The sequence below is a fragment of the Helicobacter pylori genome (genome assembly GCF_001653475.1).
GTDB lineage: Bacteria > Campylobacterota > Campylobacteria > Campylobacterales > Helicobacteraceae > Helicobacter > Helicobacter pylori_CM.
On the sequence record NZ_CP011487.1, the window covers coordinates 765217 to 780208 of the forward strand.

At 38.3% G+C, this 14992-nt stretch carries 15 protein-coding genes and 2 pseudogenes; 9 read left to right on the top strand and 8 right to left on the bottom strand.

All coding sequences use genetic code 11. The features are described from left to right. The first annotated feature begins 17 nt into the window (after positions 1-17). The 5 genes from rpsU to accA all read left to right on the top strand — a co-directional run bounded on the left by rpsU (position 18) and on the right by accA (position 3782). Positions 18-230 (top strand): 30S ribosomal protein S21, encoded by a 213-nt coding sequence (gene rpsU, locus AA974_RS03690; RefSeq protein ID WP_001117778.1) that lies wholly within the window; start codon positions 18-20, stop codon positions 228-230. A gap of 40 nt (positions 231-270) precedes the next feature. Further along, positions 271-1014: a 3-oxoacyl-ACP reductase FabG gene (gene fabG, locus AA974_RS03695; protein ID WP_001874991.1), complete on the top strand. Its 744-nt coding sequence runs from the start codon at positions 271-273 to the stop codon at positions 1012-1014. 229 nt (positions 1015-1243) lie between these two features. Continuing rightward, positions 1244-1480 (top strand): acyl carrier protein, encoded by a 237-nt coding sequence (acpP, locus tag AA974_RS03700; RefSeq protein WP_064433475.1) that lies wholly within the window; start codon positions 1244-1246, stop codon positions 1478-1480. Between the two features lie 132 nt (positions 1481-1612). After that, positions 1613-2821: a beta-ketoacyl-ACP synthase II gene (locus AA974_RS03705; RefSeq protein WP_230380965.1), complete on the top strand. Its 1209-nt coding sequence runs from the start codon at positions 1613-1615 to the stop codon at positions 2819-2821. A gap of 22 nt (positions 2822-2843) precedes the next feature. Continuing rightward, on the top strand, positions 2844-3782 hold the full coding sequence (accA, locus tag AA974_RS03710; protein ID WP_001029386.1) for an acetyl-CoA carboxylase carboxyl transferase subunit alpha: 939 nt from the start codon (positions 2844-2846) through the stop codon (positions 3780-3782). A gap of 2 nt (positions 3783-3784) precedes the next feature. On the opposite strand, the gene AA974_RS08035 is transcribed toward accA, so the two are convergent. Then, positions 3785-3925, bottom strand: a complete 141-nt coding sequence (locus AA974_RS08035; protein WP_230380936.1) for a hypothetical protein — start codon at positions 3923-3925, stop codon at positions 3785-3787. Positions 3926-4157: 232 nt separating this feature from the next. On the opposite strand from AA974_RS08035, the pseudogene AA974_RS03715 reads away from it, so the two are divergent. Further along, positions 4158-4481 (top strand): annotated as a pseudogene (locus AA974_RS03715) (hypothetical protein). A 70-nt stretch (positions 4482-4551) separates the two neighbouring features. On the opposite strand, the gene AA974_RS03720 reads toward AA974_RS03715, so the two are convergent. From AA974_RS03720 to rpmE, 5 genes are read right to left on the bottom strand one after another with little or no spacing between them, the layout of a single operon-like run. Further along, positions 4552-5373, bottom strand: coding sequence for a hypothetical protein (locus tag AA974_RS03720; protein ID WP_064433476.1), 822 nt, complete (start codon positions 5371-5373; stop codon positions 4552-4554). Continuing rightward, the gene (locus tag AA974_RS03725) at positions 5373-6335 is read right to left on the bottom strand and encodes a hypothetical protein (RefSeq protein WP_064433477.1); all 963 of its coding nucleotides are present in this window, start codon (positions 6333-6335) and stop codon (positions 5373-5375) included. The genes AA974_RS03720 and AA974_RS03725 overlap by 1 nt, the downstream gene beginning before the upstream one ends. Positions 6336-6347: 12 nt before the next feature. Then, positions 6348-7031 (bottom strand): 23S rRNA (guanosine(2251)-2'-O)-methyltransferase RlmB, encoded by a 684-nt coding sequence (gene rlmB, locus AA974_RS03730; protein WP_064433478.1) that lies wholly within the window; start codon positions 7029-7031, stop codon positions 6348-6350. 12 nt (positions 7032-7043) lie between these two features. Continuing rightward, the gene (gene rsmI, locus AA974_RS03735; protein WP_064433479.1) at positions 7044-7907 is read right to left on the bottom strand and encodes a 16S rRNA (cytidine(1402)-2'-O)-methyltransferase; all 864 of its coding nucleotides are present in this window, start codon (positions 7905-7907) and stop codon (positions 7044-7046) included. A 24-nt stretch (positions 7908-7931) separates the two neighbouring features. Further along, the gene (gene rpmE, locus AA974_RS03740; RefSeq protein WP_000715281.1) at positions 7932-8135 is read right to left on the bottom strand and encodes a 50S ribosomal protein L31; all 204 of its coding nucleotides are present in this window, start codon (positions 8133-8135) and stop codon (positions 7932-7934) included. Between the two features lie 264 nt (positions 8136-8399). On the opposite strand from rpmE, the gene rho reads away from it, so the two are divergent. Together rho and murI are read left to right on the top strand one after the other, a co-directional pair. Next, positions 8400-9716 carry a transcription termination factor Rho gene (gene rho / locus AA974_RS03745; RefSeq protein WP_064433480.1) on the top strand — a complete coding sequence of 439 codons (1317 nt, stop codon included), beginning with the start codon at positions 8400-8402 and terminating at the stop codon, positions 9714-9716. 36 nt (positions 9717-9752) lie between these two features. Further along, positions 9753-10517: a glutamate racemase gene (gene murI / locus AA974_RS03750; protein ID WP_064433481.1), complete on the top strand. Its 765-nt coding sequence runs from the start codon at positions 9753-9755 to the stop codon at positions 10515-10517. 157 nt (positions 10518-10674) lie between these two features. Here the strand turns inward: murI and AA974_RS07570 are convergent, their stop codons facing one another. Further along, entirely contained in the window at positions 10675-10854 is a 180-nt protein-coding gene (locus tag AA974_RS07570) for an AAA domain-containing protein (RefSeq protein WP_080471021.1), read from the bottom strand. Here AA974_RS07570 and AA974_RS07575 point away from each other — a divergent pair. Beyond that, positions 10851-11157, top strand: a pseudogene (locus tag AA974_RS07575) (zinc ribbon domain-containing protein); the annotation flags it as partial. The gene AA974_RS07570 and the pseudogene AA974_RS07575 overlap by 4 nt on opposite strands. A 71-nt stretch (positions 11158-11228) precedes the next feature. Here the strand turns inward: AA974_RS07575 and cagA are convergent. Next, on the bottom strand, positions 11229-14792 hold the full coding sequence (gene cagA / locus AA974_RS03760) for a type IV secretion system oncogenic effector CagA (RefSeq protein ID WP_064433483.1): 3564 nt from the start codon (positions 14790-14792) through the stop codon (positions 11229-11231). Positions 14793-14992: the final 200 nt, after the last annotated feature.

A 14992-nucleotide genomic window follows, 5' to 3' on the forward strand; every position in this document is an offset into this window, starting at 1 on the left:
AAAGAGGTGATAGCAGTATGCCAGGGATTAAGGTTAGAGAAGGCGATGCGTTTGATGAAGCTTATAGGAGATTCAAAAAGCAAACCGATCGCAATTTAGTGGTAACAGAATGCCGTGCTAGAAGATTCTTTGAGTCTAAGACTGAAAAACGCAAAAAACAAAAAATCAGTGCTAAAAAGAAGGTTTTAAAGCGTCTTTATATGTTAAGGCGTTATGAATCAAGACTATAAGAAGCTTTGAAAAAATTTAAAATTTAAGGATTATTGAATCATGCAATTCACAGGGAAAAATGTTCTCATTACTGGGGCTTCTAAAGGCATTGGGGCTGAAATCGCTAAAACTCTCGCTTCTATGGGGCTGAAAGTTTGGATCAATTACCGCAGTAATGCTGAAGTGGCTGACGCTTTGAAAAATGAGCTTGAAGAAAAAGGCTATAAGGCAGCTGTCATTAAATTTGATGCGGCTTCTGAAAGCGATTTTATTGAAGCGATACAAACCATTGTCCAAAGCGATGGAGGTTTGTCTTACTTGGTGAATAACGCCGGTGTGGTGCGCGATAAATTAGCGATCAAAATGAAAACAGAAGATTTTCACCATGTCATAGACAATAATCTCACTTCAGCCTTTATAGGTTGCCGAGAGGCTTTAAAGGTGATGAGCAAAAGCCGTTTTGGGAGCGTGGTCAATATCGCATCTATCATTGGTGAAAGAGGCAATATGGGGCAGACAAACTACTCAGCGAGTAAGGGGGGGATGATTGCGATGAGCAAGTCCTTTGCTTATGAGGGAGCTTTAAGGAATATTCGTTTCAACTCTGTAACGCCAGGCTTTATAGAAACCGACATGAACGCCAATTTGAAAGACGAACTCAAAGCGGATTATGTTAAAAACATTCCTTTAAACAGGTTAGGGTCTGCTAAAGAAGTGGCAGAAGCGGTAGCGTTTCTTTTGAGCGATCACTCTAGTTACATCACTGGAGAAACTCTCAAAGTCAATGGCGGGCTTTATATGTAGTCCTAAACAAAGGGTTCTTTTAGCGATAAAAGTTTGTAAGTGGCAAAAATCATGCTAACATTATGAGGTTATTCTAAAACAAAGAGGTTATTATCAAATGGGGATTATTTATTTAATATTGTTTCTCATTGTAATTTATTTGTTGTATAGGATTTTAGATGTTTTGGAGCAAAAATAAACGCTTCAATGATGGTTGATTTAATTTTTACAAAACAAGGGAGTTTTCATTATGGCTTTATTTGAAGATATTCAGGCAGTTATTGCTGAGCAGTTGAATGTGGATGCGGCACAAGTTACGCCAGAGGCAGAATTTGTAAAGGATTTGGGTGCAGACTCTTTAGATGTCGTGGAATTGATCATGGCGTTAGAAGAAAAGTTTGGCATTGAGATTCCTGATGAGCAAGCGGAAAAAATCGTCAATGTGGGCGATGTGGTAGCGTATATTGAGAATAATAAACTAGCTTAATCTTTTTAACTTGGAGCGTTTGTCTCCAGGTTTTACCCAAAAATTTGGCTTTAGCTAAAATCTAGTTTTATTGAATTAAAGTTTTGAAATGAGGAGTTATTGGTGCGTCGGATTGTAGTAACTGGAATGGGAATGATCAATTCGCTAGGTTCAAATAAAGAAGATTCTTTTTTAGCGATCGCTAAAGGGGAATGCGGTATCAAAAACATAGAAAGTTTTGATGCGAGCACGTTTCCTGTGCGTATTGCTGGAGAAATCACTGACTTTGACCCTACAGAGGTGATGAATCCCAAAGATGTTAAAAAGGCGGGTCGTTTCATTCAATTAGCCTTGAAAGCCACAAGAGAGGCGATGAAAGATAGTGGGATTCTAGACGCTCACAATAAATGCCCTGAAGAATGGGCAAATCGCATGGGCGTAAGCTCTGGCTCTGGGATTGGCGGGTTAGGCAATATTGAAGCGAATTCCATTTTTTGTTTTGAAAAAGGCCCTAGAAAAGTCAATCCCTTTTTTATTACTTCTGCGTTAGTGAACATGATTGGTGGTTTCACTTCCATTGAGTTTGGCATTAAAGGGCCTAATCTCTCTAGCGTAACGGCTTGTGCAGCAGGCACTCATGCCATTATTGAAGCCGTTAAAACCATTCTGCTTAATGGGGCTGATCGAATGCTAGTCGTGGGAGCGGAATCCACCATTTGTCCTGTAGGGATTGGGGGGTTTGCGAGCATTAAAGCCCTTTCTACAAGAAATGATGATCCCAAAAAAGCTTCAAGACCTTTTGATAAGGATCGCAATGGTTTTGTGATGGGCGAAGGCTCTGGGGCTTTGGTGCTTGAAGAATACGAGAGTGCGAAAAAAAGAGGGGCAAAAATTTATGCAGAATTTGCCGGATATGGCGAGAGCGGCGATGCTAACCACATCACAGCCCCGGCTCCTGAGGGCGAAGGGGCTTTTAGAGCCATGAAAATGGCTTTAGAAATGGCGAAAGTGGAAGTAGGCTATGTGAACGCTCATGGGACTAGCACGCATTATAACGATTGGTATGAAAGCATCGCTCTAAAAAATGTGTTTGGCTCTAAAGAAAAAGTCCCTCCCGTCAGCTCCACTAAAGGGCAGATTGGGCATTGTTTGGGTGCGGCGGGTGCGTTAGAAGCCGTTATTTCTATCATGGCCATGAATCAAGGAATCTTACCTCCTACCATCAATCAAGAAACGCCTGACCCAGAATGCGATCTGGATTATATCCCTAATGCGGCTAGAGAAAAGCGAGTGGATGCGGTGATGAGCAACTCATTTGGTTTTGGTGGCACTAATGGTGTTGTGATTTTCAAAAAAGCCTAGTTTTACAAAGTTAGGATTTTGAATGGCCATTTATTTAGATTTTGAAAATCATATTAAAGAGATTCAAAATGAAATTGAATTAGCCCTTATTAGAGGCGATGAGGACGCTAAAGAAATCTTAGAAAAAAGATTGGACAAGGAAGTTAAAAGCATTTACTCCAATCTCACTGATTTTCAAAAACTCCAATTAGCAAGACACCCTGATAGGCCCTACGCTATGGATTACATTGATTTGATCTTAAAAGATAAGTATGAAGTCTTTGGGGATAGACACTATAACGATGATAAGGCGATCGTGTGTTTTATAGGGAAAATTGATAATGTTCCGGTTGTGGTGATCGGAGAAGAAAAGGGCAGAGGGACTAAAAACAAGCTCTTAAGAAATTTTGGCATGCCTAACCCTTGTGGCTATCGTAAGGCTTTGAAAATGGCAAAGTTTGCTGAAAAGTTTAATTTGCCTATTTTAATGCTTGTAGATACAGCCGGGGCGTATCCGGGAATTGGCGCAGAGGAAAGAGGCCAGAGTGAAGCGATCGCTAAAAACCTCCAGGAGTTTGCCTCCTTAAAAGTCCCTACTATTTCTGTAATTATCGGTGAAGGGGGCAGTGGTGGCGCGTTAGCGATCGCGGTGGCTGACAAATTGGCTATGATGGAATATTCCATTTTTAGCGTTATATCCCCAGAAGGTTGTGCGGCGATTCTTTGGGATGACCCTAGCAAGACTGAAGTGGCCATTAAAGCGATGAAAATCACGCCTAGAGACTTAAAGGAGGCAGGGCTTATTGATGATATTATTTTAGAGCCTAGCAAAGGGGCTCATAGAGACAAATTTTCAGCTGCTAACACGATCAAAGAATATTTTTTAGACGCTCTAAGGACTATCCAACAAGACCCTCATTTCCTTGACAACCGCTATCAAAAATTAATGTCGCTTGGTTCGTTTGTGGAGAGCATGAATTAGATCTATAAAAAACTTTGCCTTAAAGAAATAAGGGGTATTTTGAAATAATTCCCCCCTACAACTAAAATCTCTCTAAAGAACGCTTTAAAAAATACCGCTTGAATAAAATCAAGCTCTTTACTATCCAATCTTAAAAAATGCAATATTTTTTAGATTTTATAACCAACGCTCCATAAAAACAAAACCACATTTTTCACTACTTGCTGTCATTTTAAAAAAAAGCGAATATTTTACATATCTGCTATCTCTCTCCTTTTGTTTGAATGCAAAAAGACAATCATCATGCTCGGCGTATTGAATGAAAGCATTCTCATTTTACAATACAAAAGTTAGATCTAATAGTATTTTTAAAAAAGAAAGAAATCCCATAATCCCATGGTTATATATGAAAAAATCAAAAACTGCTTTTCTAGGAATTGGTCTTTGATTTGGTGGTTTTTGATTTCTTTTAGTGGGGAATTTGTAGCAGACATGGCGTTTGGCAAAAAGGTAAAATCTTTAAAACCCGCTTTGGAATTTTTATTGTTAGCGGTATTTCACTATTACTTGGCGCTTTACACACCAACGCATTTATTTTTGTATGGTTTGCCTTATTAATTGGTGGGCTGTCCTTTTTATAGAAGCGAGATCTGGGCTATTGGTGGGCTGTGTGATACAAAAGATTGTTTTAGTAAATATTGGGTGGGTCGCTATTATTAAGTCTCTCTTTTTCAAGTCTAAAAGCGCATTTTCTCCTATTCCAATCAATTGGATAAAAGTTACCCCCTATTTAAGGCATCGCATCAAAAACCACGCTAATCCCATTTTTTAAAATGATAGGGTTTTTTGCGTCAGTGATATGGATAAAACGCACTCCATCAAGCAAGTTAAGAGCGATTTCTTGTTGTCTGTTTTCTTTAGCAATGATTTGAATAATCTTTAAGTTTTCATCATAAAAGATCACTTTGGGTTGCCATAAAGGGTTATTAGAGCTTATTTTTAAATACGCATTCTGATTCACGCTCAGCCAATACTTCCCACTCGCTTCCTTAAACTCCACAGGATCGCTACTCAAAACTAAGGCTCTCGCGTTAGGGAGCTTGACTTCTTGTAAAGAAAAATCGTATTCCCACTCTTTTAAAGACACCCGTCTAATATCCACAAAATTAAAGCCATGCCCTTTCATCGTCTCTATCAAAATGTTAGGGTCTAAAACGTATTCCGTTTTAAGCTCGTATGAAAAAACATTCTCGCCTGAAGAGCTTTGCATTTTAATAGGCAAAACATACGAATACCCCATCATGCTCAAAGAATTATTGATGCTTTTGGCAAACGCTAGGGGATTGCTTGAAGCCTTGAAAGTGATTTTTAACATGCTTGGCTTGTCAAAATTAAAAGACAAAAGCCCATTTTCTTTGAGAGTGTTGAGCAATTTCAAGGAATCCAAACGCCCCATTACATAGAAAGCCTTACGATTTTTAAACAAACGCTCTAAAAAAAGCTTGTTCGTATGATAAGCTCGCTCCCCCATTAAATTTTCAATCTTATCGTTTAAAGCATCAGCGTTTAATAGCGTTCCCCCAACAATAAAAGCTAAAAAAAGGTTTTTCATTACTGGAGTTCTTTGTATTGGGCCTCGTTGATGAGCGTTAAACCTTTGGCTGGCTCGTATAAAAACCGCCTAGTTTTGCTGTCGTTATAATCTTGTTCTTGATGGTTGTTTTTAAGACTAAAATGCCCATGCCCAAAACGCAACAACAAGCGGTGGTTTTTGGTTTCTAAAAAATAATTTTTTTTAAAAACCTTTTGAAAGGAGTTTTTTTTCTCATCTAAATCAATCACTTCCACCCAAATATCTCGTTTAGGGATAATATAAATGGTGTTAGGATTTTCTTTGATCGTTTCTTTTTCTTGCTTGTCTTGTTCTTTTGGTTTTTCTTCTGGTTTAGGCGTTGGCTCTGGCTTGTTTTCTTTTGTAGGATTGGCTTTATTGAAAGGACTCTTTTTAGTGCCGGATTTAATAGCGCTTTTTTGCCCTCTTTCTTCTTTTAAAGAAGAGCTGTTTTGAATGATAACGACCACTAAAATAATGACAATCATCCCTAAAACCAAAACAAAGGGTTTCCAGTTGGAAGATTTTTTGGATAATGAAGTATTAGCCTGATTGATGCTGTAATCTATTTCAACCTTAAGGGGTTTTTTTGCTGTTTCTTTAGGGTCTGTTTCTTGATTTTTCTCTTCACTTACGCCCTCTTTAAAAACACACACTTTGTCAAATTCTTTCATCCATGCACTCAAATCCATTTCATACTCGCGCTCTAAAATTTGTATAAAGCCCCTAGCATGCACCCTTGATAAAGACTCATAACGCTTTTCCAAGATAGAATGGATATTTTTAGAAGCGATTTTAGTCGCCTTGCAAATTTCTGCCACTCCAATTTCTTTTAAAATCTGCAAATTTTTATCTAAATTTTTAAGCGATAATTCTTCTAATGCCGCACCAGAAATATCTTTAGAAATGTTTTGAACATCAGAAAGATCTAAATTTTCTAAACTTTTTTTATGCTGTTCCATTCAATTGACCACCTAGTTGATTTTATCCATTAAGATCCCTGCTGCCACACTCACATTGAGCGAATCAAAATCTCTTCGCATTTTTACGCTCAATATAGTATCCATTTTAGCAAGGATTTTTTTAGACAACCCCTCATGCTCGCTCCCCAAAAAAAGAGCGCATTTTTTTAAGGATAGATTTTCCACTTGGCTAGAGCCTTGCATGCTCGCGCCCAAACATAAAAACCCGCTCGTCTTCAATTCATTGATTAAATCCAGCGTATTAGGCGCAACGCTAAAAGGCAAATCATACATAAGCCCCAAGCTGGATCGCACAATCCCCTCATAAGCCAATTCTTTAGCAAAATCTAAAATAACGCCATCCATTCCTAAGCAATACGCACTCCTAAAAATACCTCCAATATTCCCCACATCCGTAATGCCACAAAGCACCAAAAGTTTTTGAGCTTTTTTAATCTCTTTTAAGGAAACTGCTAAAGGCAGTTCCACCTTAGCTAAAACCCCTTGATGGTTCCCCCCCCTAGCCAAGCTTTGTGCTTTTTTATTATCCACTTTGATGATATTAGGGCATGCTTTTTTGAGCACGAAAAAAAGCGTTTTGTCTATTTCTTTAGAAAGATAGATTTCTTGCAATTTTTCTTGATGAGAGTTTAGAATGCGCATAACCACCCGCTTGCCATAAACCACTGCTTGCATGCTAAACCCCTTTTATTGATTTTTTTCTTCTAACAAACGCTGGAAATAAAGCTCTTTAGCGTTTTTTTGTGTCATAGCGGCTTCAATTTTAGCCTTAATTTTAGGAGGTAAATCCAACTCCAATAACGCCGATAGCCCCATGCAAGGCTCTATTTTTTTTTCATTCAAAAGCACTAAAACCCACTCCCCTTGGATATTGCTTTGTTGCAAGCGCTCTATGATTTGAGAAACCTCTCCTAAATAATATTGCTGGTGGAGTTTGGTAAGCTCCTTAGCCGCAAACAAATGCATGCCTTGAGCCAAATCGTTTAAATCCTTTAAAGTCTCCAGCAATCGGTGCGGGCTTTCATAAAAAACCACCGGGGTTTTTTCTTCTAAATACGCTAAAGCGTTTAAAATTTTAGCGATCTTTAAGCGCCTTTCCTTACTCTTATGAGGTAAAAAGCCGGCGTAAAAAAACCGCCCTTCTAAAAACCCGCTTGCGCAAAACGCCGTAGTGAGCGCATTAGCCCCAGGCAAAACATCGTATTGAATGTTATGTTTTAAAGCGTAAGCGGCTAAACTCATGCCTGGATCGCTCAAACTAGGCATGCCCGCATCGCTCATCACAGCGATTTCTTTGTCAAAAAAAGAAAGCTCTATTTTGTTTAAAAATTCCCAATCATTGTGCGAATGGAATGCGATAAACTCCTTTTTTTTAGTAGCGATATCAGGGAAAGAATGGCCAATAACAGGGTTTTGTGCAAGCAAGTGCAACAACCTCTTACTCACCCTTGTATCCTCGCATAAAAAAACCTCGCAACGCTCTAAAACTTCTAAGGCGCGTAGCGTAATGTCAGAGAGATTACCTATAGGAGTGGGCAAAAAATACAGCACAAAAAGCCACGCTCTTTAAAAGAGTTACTTCAAGTTGTAGCGTTGCTTGAATTTCTCTACTCTCCCTGCAGTGTCAGCGATTTTATCGCTACCGGTATAGAAAGGGTGGCAAAAGCTAGAAATATCAATACGCATTTCAGATTTAGTGCTTAAAACTTCAATTTCTTTTCCGCTAGTTACACAAGTAACTTTGCATGGGATATATTCTGGGTGAATGCCTTTTTTCATCAAGTATCCTTTATTTTTAAATTTAAACTTAAAATTATAGCATAAGTAACAATAAATTAAAAACACTCTAAAGTTAAAATAAAATTTGACTTTGTTAAAAAAATTATGATAGCATAGCGGAGCATTACGGAATTCAACACTTGTGGCATGCGCCACTTATTAGCATCTTTTGGTTACACTAATTTTTTAAGAATGCTTTAGCTTTTTGTATTTTTATCTTAATTGCAACAAACTAGAAATCTCTTTTTGTTAAAAGGAAATTTAATGAACGAAAACGCGTCTACGCACAAAAGTTCGCACAAAGTCAAAACACACACGCCAGTGAGCGGTTATCACATTGAAGATTTACGCACCTACCCTACTGAAAAGCTTTTAGAAATCGCTAACAAGCTCAAAGTGGAAAACCCCCAAGAGTTCAAACGACAAGACTTGATGTTTGAAATTTTAAAAACCCAAGTCACGCAAGGCGGTTACATTCTTTTTACTGGGATTTTAGAAATCATGCCTGATGGCTATGGCTTTTTAAGGGGGTTTGATGGGAGTTTTTCAGACGGACATAACGACACTTATGTCAGCCCTTCTCAAATCAGGCGTTTTGCTTTAAGGAATGGCGATATTGTTACCGGTCAAGTGCGATCCCCCAAAGACCAGGAAAAATACTACGCCCTTTTAAAAATAGAAGCCATCAATTATTCGCCTTCAGATGAGATTAAAAACCGCCCTTTGTTTGACAATCTAACCCCCCTATTCCCTGATGAACAGATCAAATTAGAATACGAATCCACTAAAGTTACCGGCAGAATGCTAGATTTATTCAGCCCTGTGGGGAAAGGTCAAAGGGCTTTGATCGTCGCACCACCAAGGACTGGTAAAACAGAGCTGATGAAAGAACTCGCTCAAGGCATCACTTCTAACCACCCTGAAGTGGAGCTGATTATTCTTTTAGTGGATGAGCGCCCTGAAGAAGTTACAGATATGCAACGAAGCGTTAAGGGTCAAGTTTTTAGCTCCACTTTTGATTTACCGGCAAACAACCACATAAGAATCGCTGAATTAGTCCTAGAAAGGGCTAAAAGGCGGGTAGAAATGGGAAAAGATGTGGTGGTTTTATTGGATTCTATCACCCGTTTAGCAAGAGCGTATAACGCTGTAACGCCTTCAAGCGGTAAGGTTTTAAGTGGGGGCGTGGATGCGAACGCCTTGCACAGGCCCAAACGCTTTTTTGGAGCCGCAAGGAATATTGAAGAAGGTGGGAGCTTGACGATTATCGCTACTGCATTGATTGAAACGGGATCGAGAATGGATGAGGTGATTTTTGAAGAATTTAAAGGCACCGGGAATAGCGAAATTGTTTTAGCGAGGAATATTGCAGACAGGCGCATTTATCCGGCCTTTGATATTTTAAAATCCGGCACGCGAAAAGATAATATCTTGCTTGGCAAAGACCGCTTGACTAAAGTGTGGGTTTTAAGGAATGTGATGCAACAAATGGATGACATAGAAGCCTTAAGCTTTGTGTATTCTAAAATGCAACAAACTAAGGACAATGAAGAATTTTTAAATTTAATGAATGAAAAATAAAATCCCTAATTAATCCCATTAAATTAAAAAAGTGTCATGAAAATAGGCGTTTTTGATAGCGGTGTGGGAGGGTTTAGCGTTTTAAAAAGCCTTTTGAAAGCGCAATTATTTGATGAAATCATCTATTATGGCGATAGCGCTAGAGTGCCTTATGGCACTAAAGACCCCACCACGATCAAGCAATTTGGCTTAGAGGCTTTGGATTTTTTCAAACCGCACAAGATTGGATTATTGATTGTGGCATGCAACACAGCGAGCGCTCTGGCTTTAGAAGAGATGCAAAAGCATTCTAAAATCCCAATTGTAGGCGTGATTGAGCCAAGCATTTTAGCGATCAAACAACAAGTGGATAAAAACGCCCCTATTTTAGTGTTAGGGACAAAAGCGACGATTCAATCTAACGCTTATGACAACGCCCTGAAACAGCAAGGCTATTTGAATGTTTCGCATTTAGCCACTTCTCTTTTTGTGCCTTTGATTGAAGAAAATATTTTAGAGGGCGAATTGTTAGAAACTTGCATGCGTTATTATTTCACTCCATTAGAGATCTTACCTGAAGTGGTTATTTTAGGTTGCACGCATTTTCCCTTGATCGCTCACCAAATTGAGGGCTATTTTATGGAACATTTTGCCCTTTCAACGCCCCCCCTACTCATCCATTCTGGTGATGCTATTGTGGAATATTTGCAGCAAAAATACGCCCTTAAGAAAAATGCGTGCGCATTCCCCAGAGTGGAATTTCATGCGAGCGGCGATGTCATTTGGCTAGAAAAACAGGCTAAAGAATGGCTCAAATTGTAACGCTAATAAAAATTTAGAGTCAAAATACCTCCATTCCAAAAAAGGGCTATAGCTCACGCTATAAGGGTATTGTGTTGATTATGAAGCGCCTTAAGGGATCCATGAAAAGCGTTTTAAAACAAAGAATGTCTGATGGTTATATTCAAAAAAGAATTGCCTATCTACAGACTTGTAAAATAGCGCTAAAGATATTCTTCTCATCACTTTGCAAATTCTCAAAGAAAGACTTTTTGCCCACAAAAATAAGATTTTCTTTTGCCCTAGAAATAGCGGCATTCAAGCGTTTAGAATCCAGCAAGAAAGAAAGATTGCCATCAGTTTTCACGGTGGAATAAATATCAGCTTAACCGATCTATCTTAAACGCTTCATTCTATCAAATCATCTCTTTTTTAGACTACCAACAAAAACATAATGGCAAATTGTTAATGAAAGTTCCCCCACAATATACAAGTAAGACTTGCCATTGTTGCAAGAATATCAAGCTTAAATTAAATCATAGGGAATATTTGTGTTTAGAATGCGGGTATATAGAACACAAAGACATCAACGCTTGCGAACAATATTTTAAGCAAAGGGTTAAGTCTTTTTGGAGTAAGAAATATCCATGCAGACTTTAAAGAACAAAGCCTTTTGGGTTAGTGTTCATTAGGGTGCGTTAGTTAAGAAGCCCCTTGCTTTAACAAGGGGTGTTTCTAGTGTTCCTCGATCCTTTAAGATTTCTGGAAACCACCTTTTGTATTAGTGTTTTTGACTCCATGTTCTACATTTTTTTTCGTCAAGTCGTAAGAACCTGTAGAAAATGTGTTGGTCAAAAATTGCACAAAGCCAGACTTAGTGTCTTTTATGACACTGTTCAACTTGGTGGAAAACTTGAACGAATCAGAATAATCTTTCATGTTCTTTTGGTTGAATCCAATTTTATCATACTCCGTCAAAGGAGTGCTTCCCACATTGTGTGCAACTATCTTATCGTTCACGAGCTTGAGCCACTCAGGGTTTTTTTGCGTTAGCATGCCGGTCGCTTTGTCATTGATTGCTCCATTTTTGACATTGCTATTAATGTGCGTGTGGCTGTTAGTAGCGTAATCGTCCAATCTCGTTTGCAAACTAGCAGACACTTGTTTTGCGCTTTCAACCCATAGATTCAAAACATTCTTTTTTGTAGAATCTTTGAGATCATCCATCGTCTGTTCTAGTTTGCCAAAATAACCTGCTTTAGCTTCTGATACTGCCTGATCGAGATTGCCAATTCTACGAGTCAATTCTTGTTTCTTTGAAAGCCCTACTTTACTGAGATCATCAACCGCAGCGTATCTACTCAAAGGGAAGTCTTTTTGATTTGCCTCGTTGAGTTGGTCGATTTTTGCATTTATTGTTGATGCAGCTTTGTTGAGTCGGTCAATTTTTTCACTTACCTTTCTCTTCAAAGGAAAGTCTGCTTGATTTGCCTCGTTAAGTTGGCCAATTTTTACATTTATTGTTGATGCAAGTTTGTTGAGTCGGTCAATTTTTTCACTTACCTTTTTAGCAACTTGAGTGTAAATGGGCTCTTCAGGGCTAGCTGCTTGTCCGGCTTTCTTTTTATTGACTTGAGCGTAAATGGGCTCTTCGTTGTTTTTGAGTCCATTACTATTGTTATTGGATTTTCCAAAAAGTTTCTCACTCAATTCTTTCCTGATGTCCGAAAAATTTTTGGAGAGCCCTACGGCTTCTGTTTTAGATAACCCATTACCGACTAGGACTCCATTCACACTATTTTTAACGGATTGTAGATCAGAACTTTTTCCAACATTGGAACTTTCATTTTTTTGATCCAATGATAAGTTTTTGAGTTCGGCTAGGGCTTGCTCTACCCCACTGAAATCGCCTGTTGCTTTAGCCACTGATACCTCCTGATTGAGATTTTCAACTTTATCCGTTATCTTTTGATTGATGGACACATCCTTAATGGAATTTTCAAGGTCGCTTTTTGCTTGTGTTACCTTACTGAAATCCTTATTTGTGCCATTTTTGAAATCATTCAAAGCTGCATTAAGGTTTTCAATTTTTGAAATCCATTCTGGATTGATGCCTAAATCTTTCACCGAGCCTTTAAGGGCTTTTAGCGTTTCTTCTGCCTTGCTGAAATCCTTATTTGTGCCATTTTTGAGTTCATCAAAAGATTTGCCAAAGTCTTTCAAATTCTTGTTGATATTTTCAAGTTTATCAGACAATTCGCTCCTAATACCTTTAAGATTCTGAACGTAAGTGGCCGCTCTTGCCTCCCTACTAGCCTCTTTATTGATAAGCGCAAAAATCTTATCTTTTTGGCTGTTAGCTTGAGCTTTTGCTTCCATTCTATTTTTGTTTTCGTTTCTGCTCTCCAATTTTTTCGCTATTTCTTTCTCTAAATGCTCTCGTTTCCTTAGAGATTTTTCAAGATCTTTCTGAGCTCGTTTCACTTCATCATAATTGCCTGTGTTTTTAGCTTCAGCTACAGCTTGATTGAAGTTTGAAACTTTTCCAACCAATTCTTTGTTGTTGTTCAAAAAGTCTTTGATGAACTTATGAGATTCTTGTCGGGACAATCCTTTAGTCCACAGTTTATCTTCTAAATCTCGCCTTATATGATTAGTGATAGCGAGATTATTTAAATTAGGCAAATTAAAGGTGGCTACCTTGCTAAGATTTGCTTCCAAATGGGAAACGCCATTCGTAGCGCCCACACCCTTATCAGGACTCTTGGAGGCGTTGGTGTATTTGAAATTAGAATAATCAACAAACATCACGCCATCATGTTCTAGGTTACCTTGAAGAATGGTTTTTGTCTCCCTATCTAAAGCTCTATCTTGTTTTTTCCCATAATCTTTGAGAGTGTAGCTCAATTCCCCATTACCAAACTCAGTAACTAAAGCTAAATGACCTTTGTCTTTTTTAGAAACAAAAGCAACATGATCGTTCCCTAGAGCGTCTAAATAAGCCTTAGAGTCTTTTTGGAAATTTCCAATCTCATTTTGGAATTTTTCTTTCTCTTCCTTGCTCAAGCTGTTCAATTTAGCATTGTTTTTTACAAGAAATTCCATGAAATCCACTTTGTTTTGGATCTCTTCTTGACTCAACGCTTGTTTCAAACCTGTGAGTTGGTCTTTTTTGTAGAGATAGAAGCTAGGATCTTTAATCCCATCCTCATTACCCGCTATGATTAACCCACTGCCGTTACGAAGATGCACATTAATGAGTGTGGCCACATTGTTGCCTTGTTGGTTTTTATAACCAACGGTGGCGTTCCAATCATGCCTAGCTTCAGGGCCACCATTATCCCCATACAATAATGAAACTTTTTCAGGTTCTATGTTACTATGACTCCCCATTAGCACAGAAGATAGAGCGTTATTGTGGATCAATAATTGATTGAACTTGTAATTAGGATCATTGTCAGCGACACCCTCAACATCCAACATTTCCATATCACCAAGAGTGAATTTAGAAAAATTACCCCTTTCATCAAGCAAATCTCTAGCTTCAGGCGGTAAGCCTTGTATGTCGGTGGTGGTAGTGGCTAAATTTTGTTCAAAATCAGGCACTGGCTCTTGATGGAGCACTTCTTTGAGATCGGAAGATTGTTTTTTGTTGAATACAAATGATAAAAAAATATCAAGCCAATCCCCACCAGCAGGCTCTCCATTTTTTTCCGCTTCTTGCCTTTCTTTCAAAGATTCATCAAACACGCCCATGAATTTTTGATCCGATCGGATTTGATTCCCTATGATAATTCCTGCAAAAGATTGTTTGGCAGACCTCAAAAACTCTGCTTTTTCTTTATCATCAGAGATAGGGGGTTGTATGATATTTTCCATAAAATTTCGGATTGCTCGGGTGTTGATTTTAGACGGATCTTTTTGAAGGGACACCCAACTCGTAAAAATTTGGTAACGCTGATCCCCAAATTTCTGAAAGCTCTCTACGGAAGAATTTACAGCAATGAGATTGTCTTTGTTGATTAAATCATTGCTCTTATTGATAAAGTCTGAAAAATACTGATTCTTCTTGGCAGGATTTTTGATCGCTTTATTGGCGTATTCTTCCCTTAGTTGCGAGATTTTCTCAAAAGCTTGCCTATTATCCCTATCATTCTTATCAACGATTGGTTTTTGATCGGGATCAAATGAAGCGGCAGCACTATCAACTTTAATGAAAGCTGCTTGAAGATTATTGATAAATCGTTGCGGATCAAAATCCGTTTGGCTTGGTGTTTGATTTGGTGTTGTTGTTTGATCAATGGTTTCGTTAGTCATTGTTTCTCCTTTCTATACCCAAATTTTGTATCAAAGACTGCTAAAAATCGCTACACGCTTTGAGTAGTCAATTCATGTCTTTGAACATTCTCATTATACCACAATATCAAGCATTTTTTCATTGATATTGTTAATATTGAAAAAGTCCAATCATTGCAAGCGTCTAAAGGCTAGGAAGAATTCACATTTTTACCCACAAT

What these genes read in the sequence shown, in the direction of transcription:
- rlmB (WP_064433478.1), bottom strand. Translation starts at nt 7,031, where the DNA reads ATGCAAGCAGTGGTTTATGGCAAGCGGGTGGTTATGCGCATTCTAAAC.
- AA974_RS03720 (WP_064433476.1), bottom strand. Translation starts at nt 5,373, where the DNA reads ATGAAAAACCTTTTTTTAGCTTTTATTGTTGGGGGAACGCTATTAAAC.
- rpmE (WP_000715281.1), bottom strand. Translation starts at nt 8,135, where the DNA reads ATGAAAAAAGGCATTCACCCAGAATATATCCCATGCAAAGTTACTTGT.
- rho (WP_064433480.1), top strand. Translation starts at nt 8,400, where the DNA reads ATGAACGAAAACGCGTCTACGCACAAAAGTTCGCACAAAGTCAAAACA.
- fabG (WP_001874991.1), top strand. Translation starts at nt 271, where the DNA reads ATGCAATTCACAGGGAAAAATGTTCTCATTACTGGGGCTTCTAAAGGC.
- murI (WP_064433481.1), top strand. Translation starts at nt 9,753, where the DNA reads ATGAAAATAGGCGTTTTTGATAGCGGTGTGGGAGGGTTTAGCGTTTTA.
- acpP (WP_064433475.1), top strand. Translation starts at nt 1,244, where the DNA reads ATGGCTTTATTTGAAGATATTCAGGCAGTTATTGCTGAGCAGTTGAAT.
- rpsU (WP_001117778.1), top strand. Translation starts at nt 18, where the DNA reads ATGCCAGGGATTAAGGTTAGAGAAGGCGATGCGTTTGATGAAGCTTAT.
- accA (WP_001029386.1), top strand. Translation starts at nt 2,844, where the DNA reads ATGGCCATTTATTTAGATTTTGAAAATCATATTAAAGAGATTCAAAAT.
- AA974_RS03705 (WP_230380965.1), top strand. Translation starts at nt 1,613, where the DNA reads ATGATCAATTCGCTAGGTTCAAATAAAGAAGATTCTTTTTTAGCGATC.
- AA974_RS03725 (WP_064433477.1), bottom strand. Translation starts at nt 6,335, where the DNA reads ATGGAACAGCATAAAAAAAGTTTAGAAAATTTAGATCTTTCTGATGTT.
- cagA (WP_064433483.1), bottom strand. Translation starts at nt 14,792, where the DNA reads ATGACTAACGAAACCATTGATCAAACAACAACACCAAATCAAACACCA.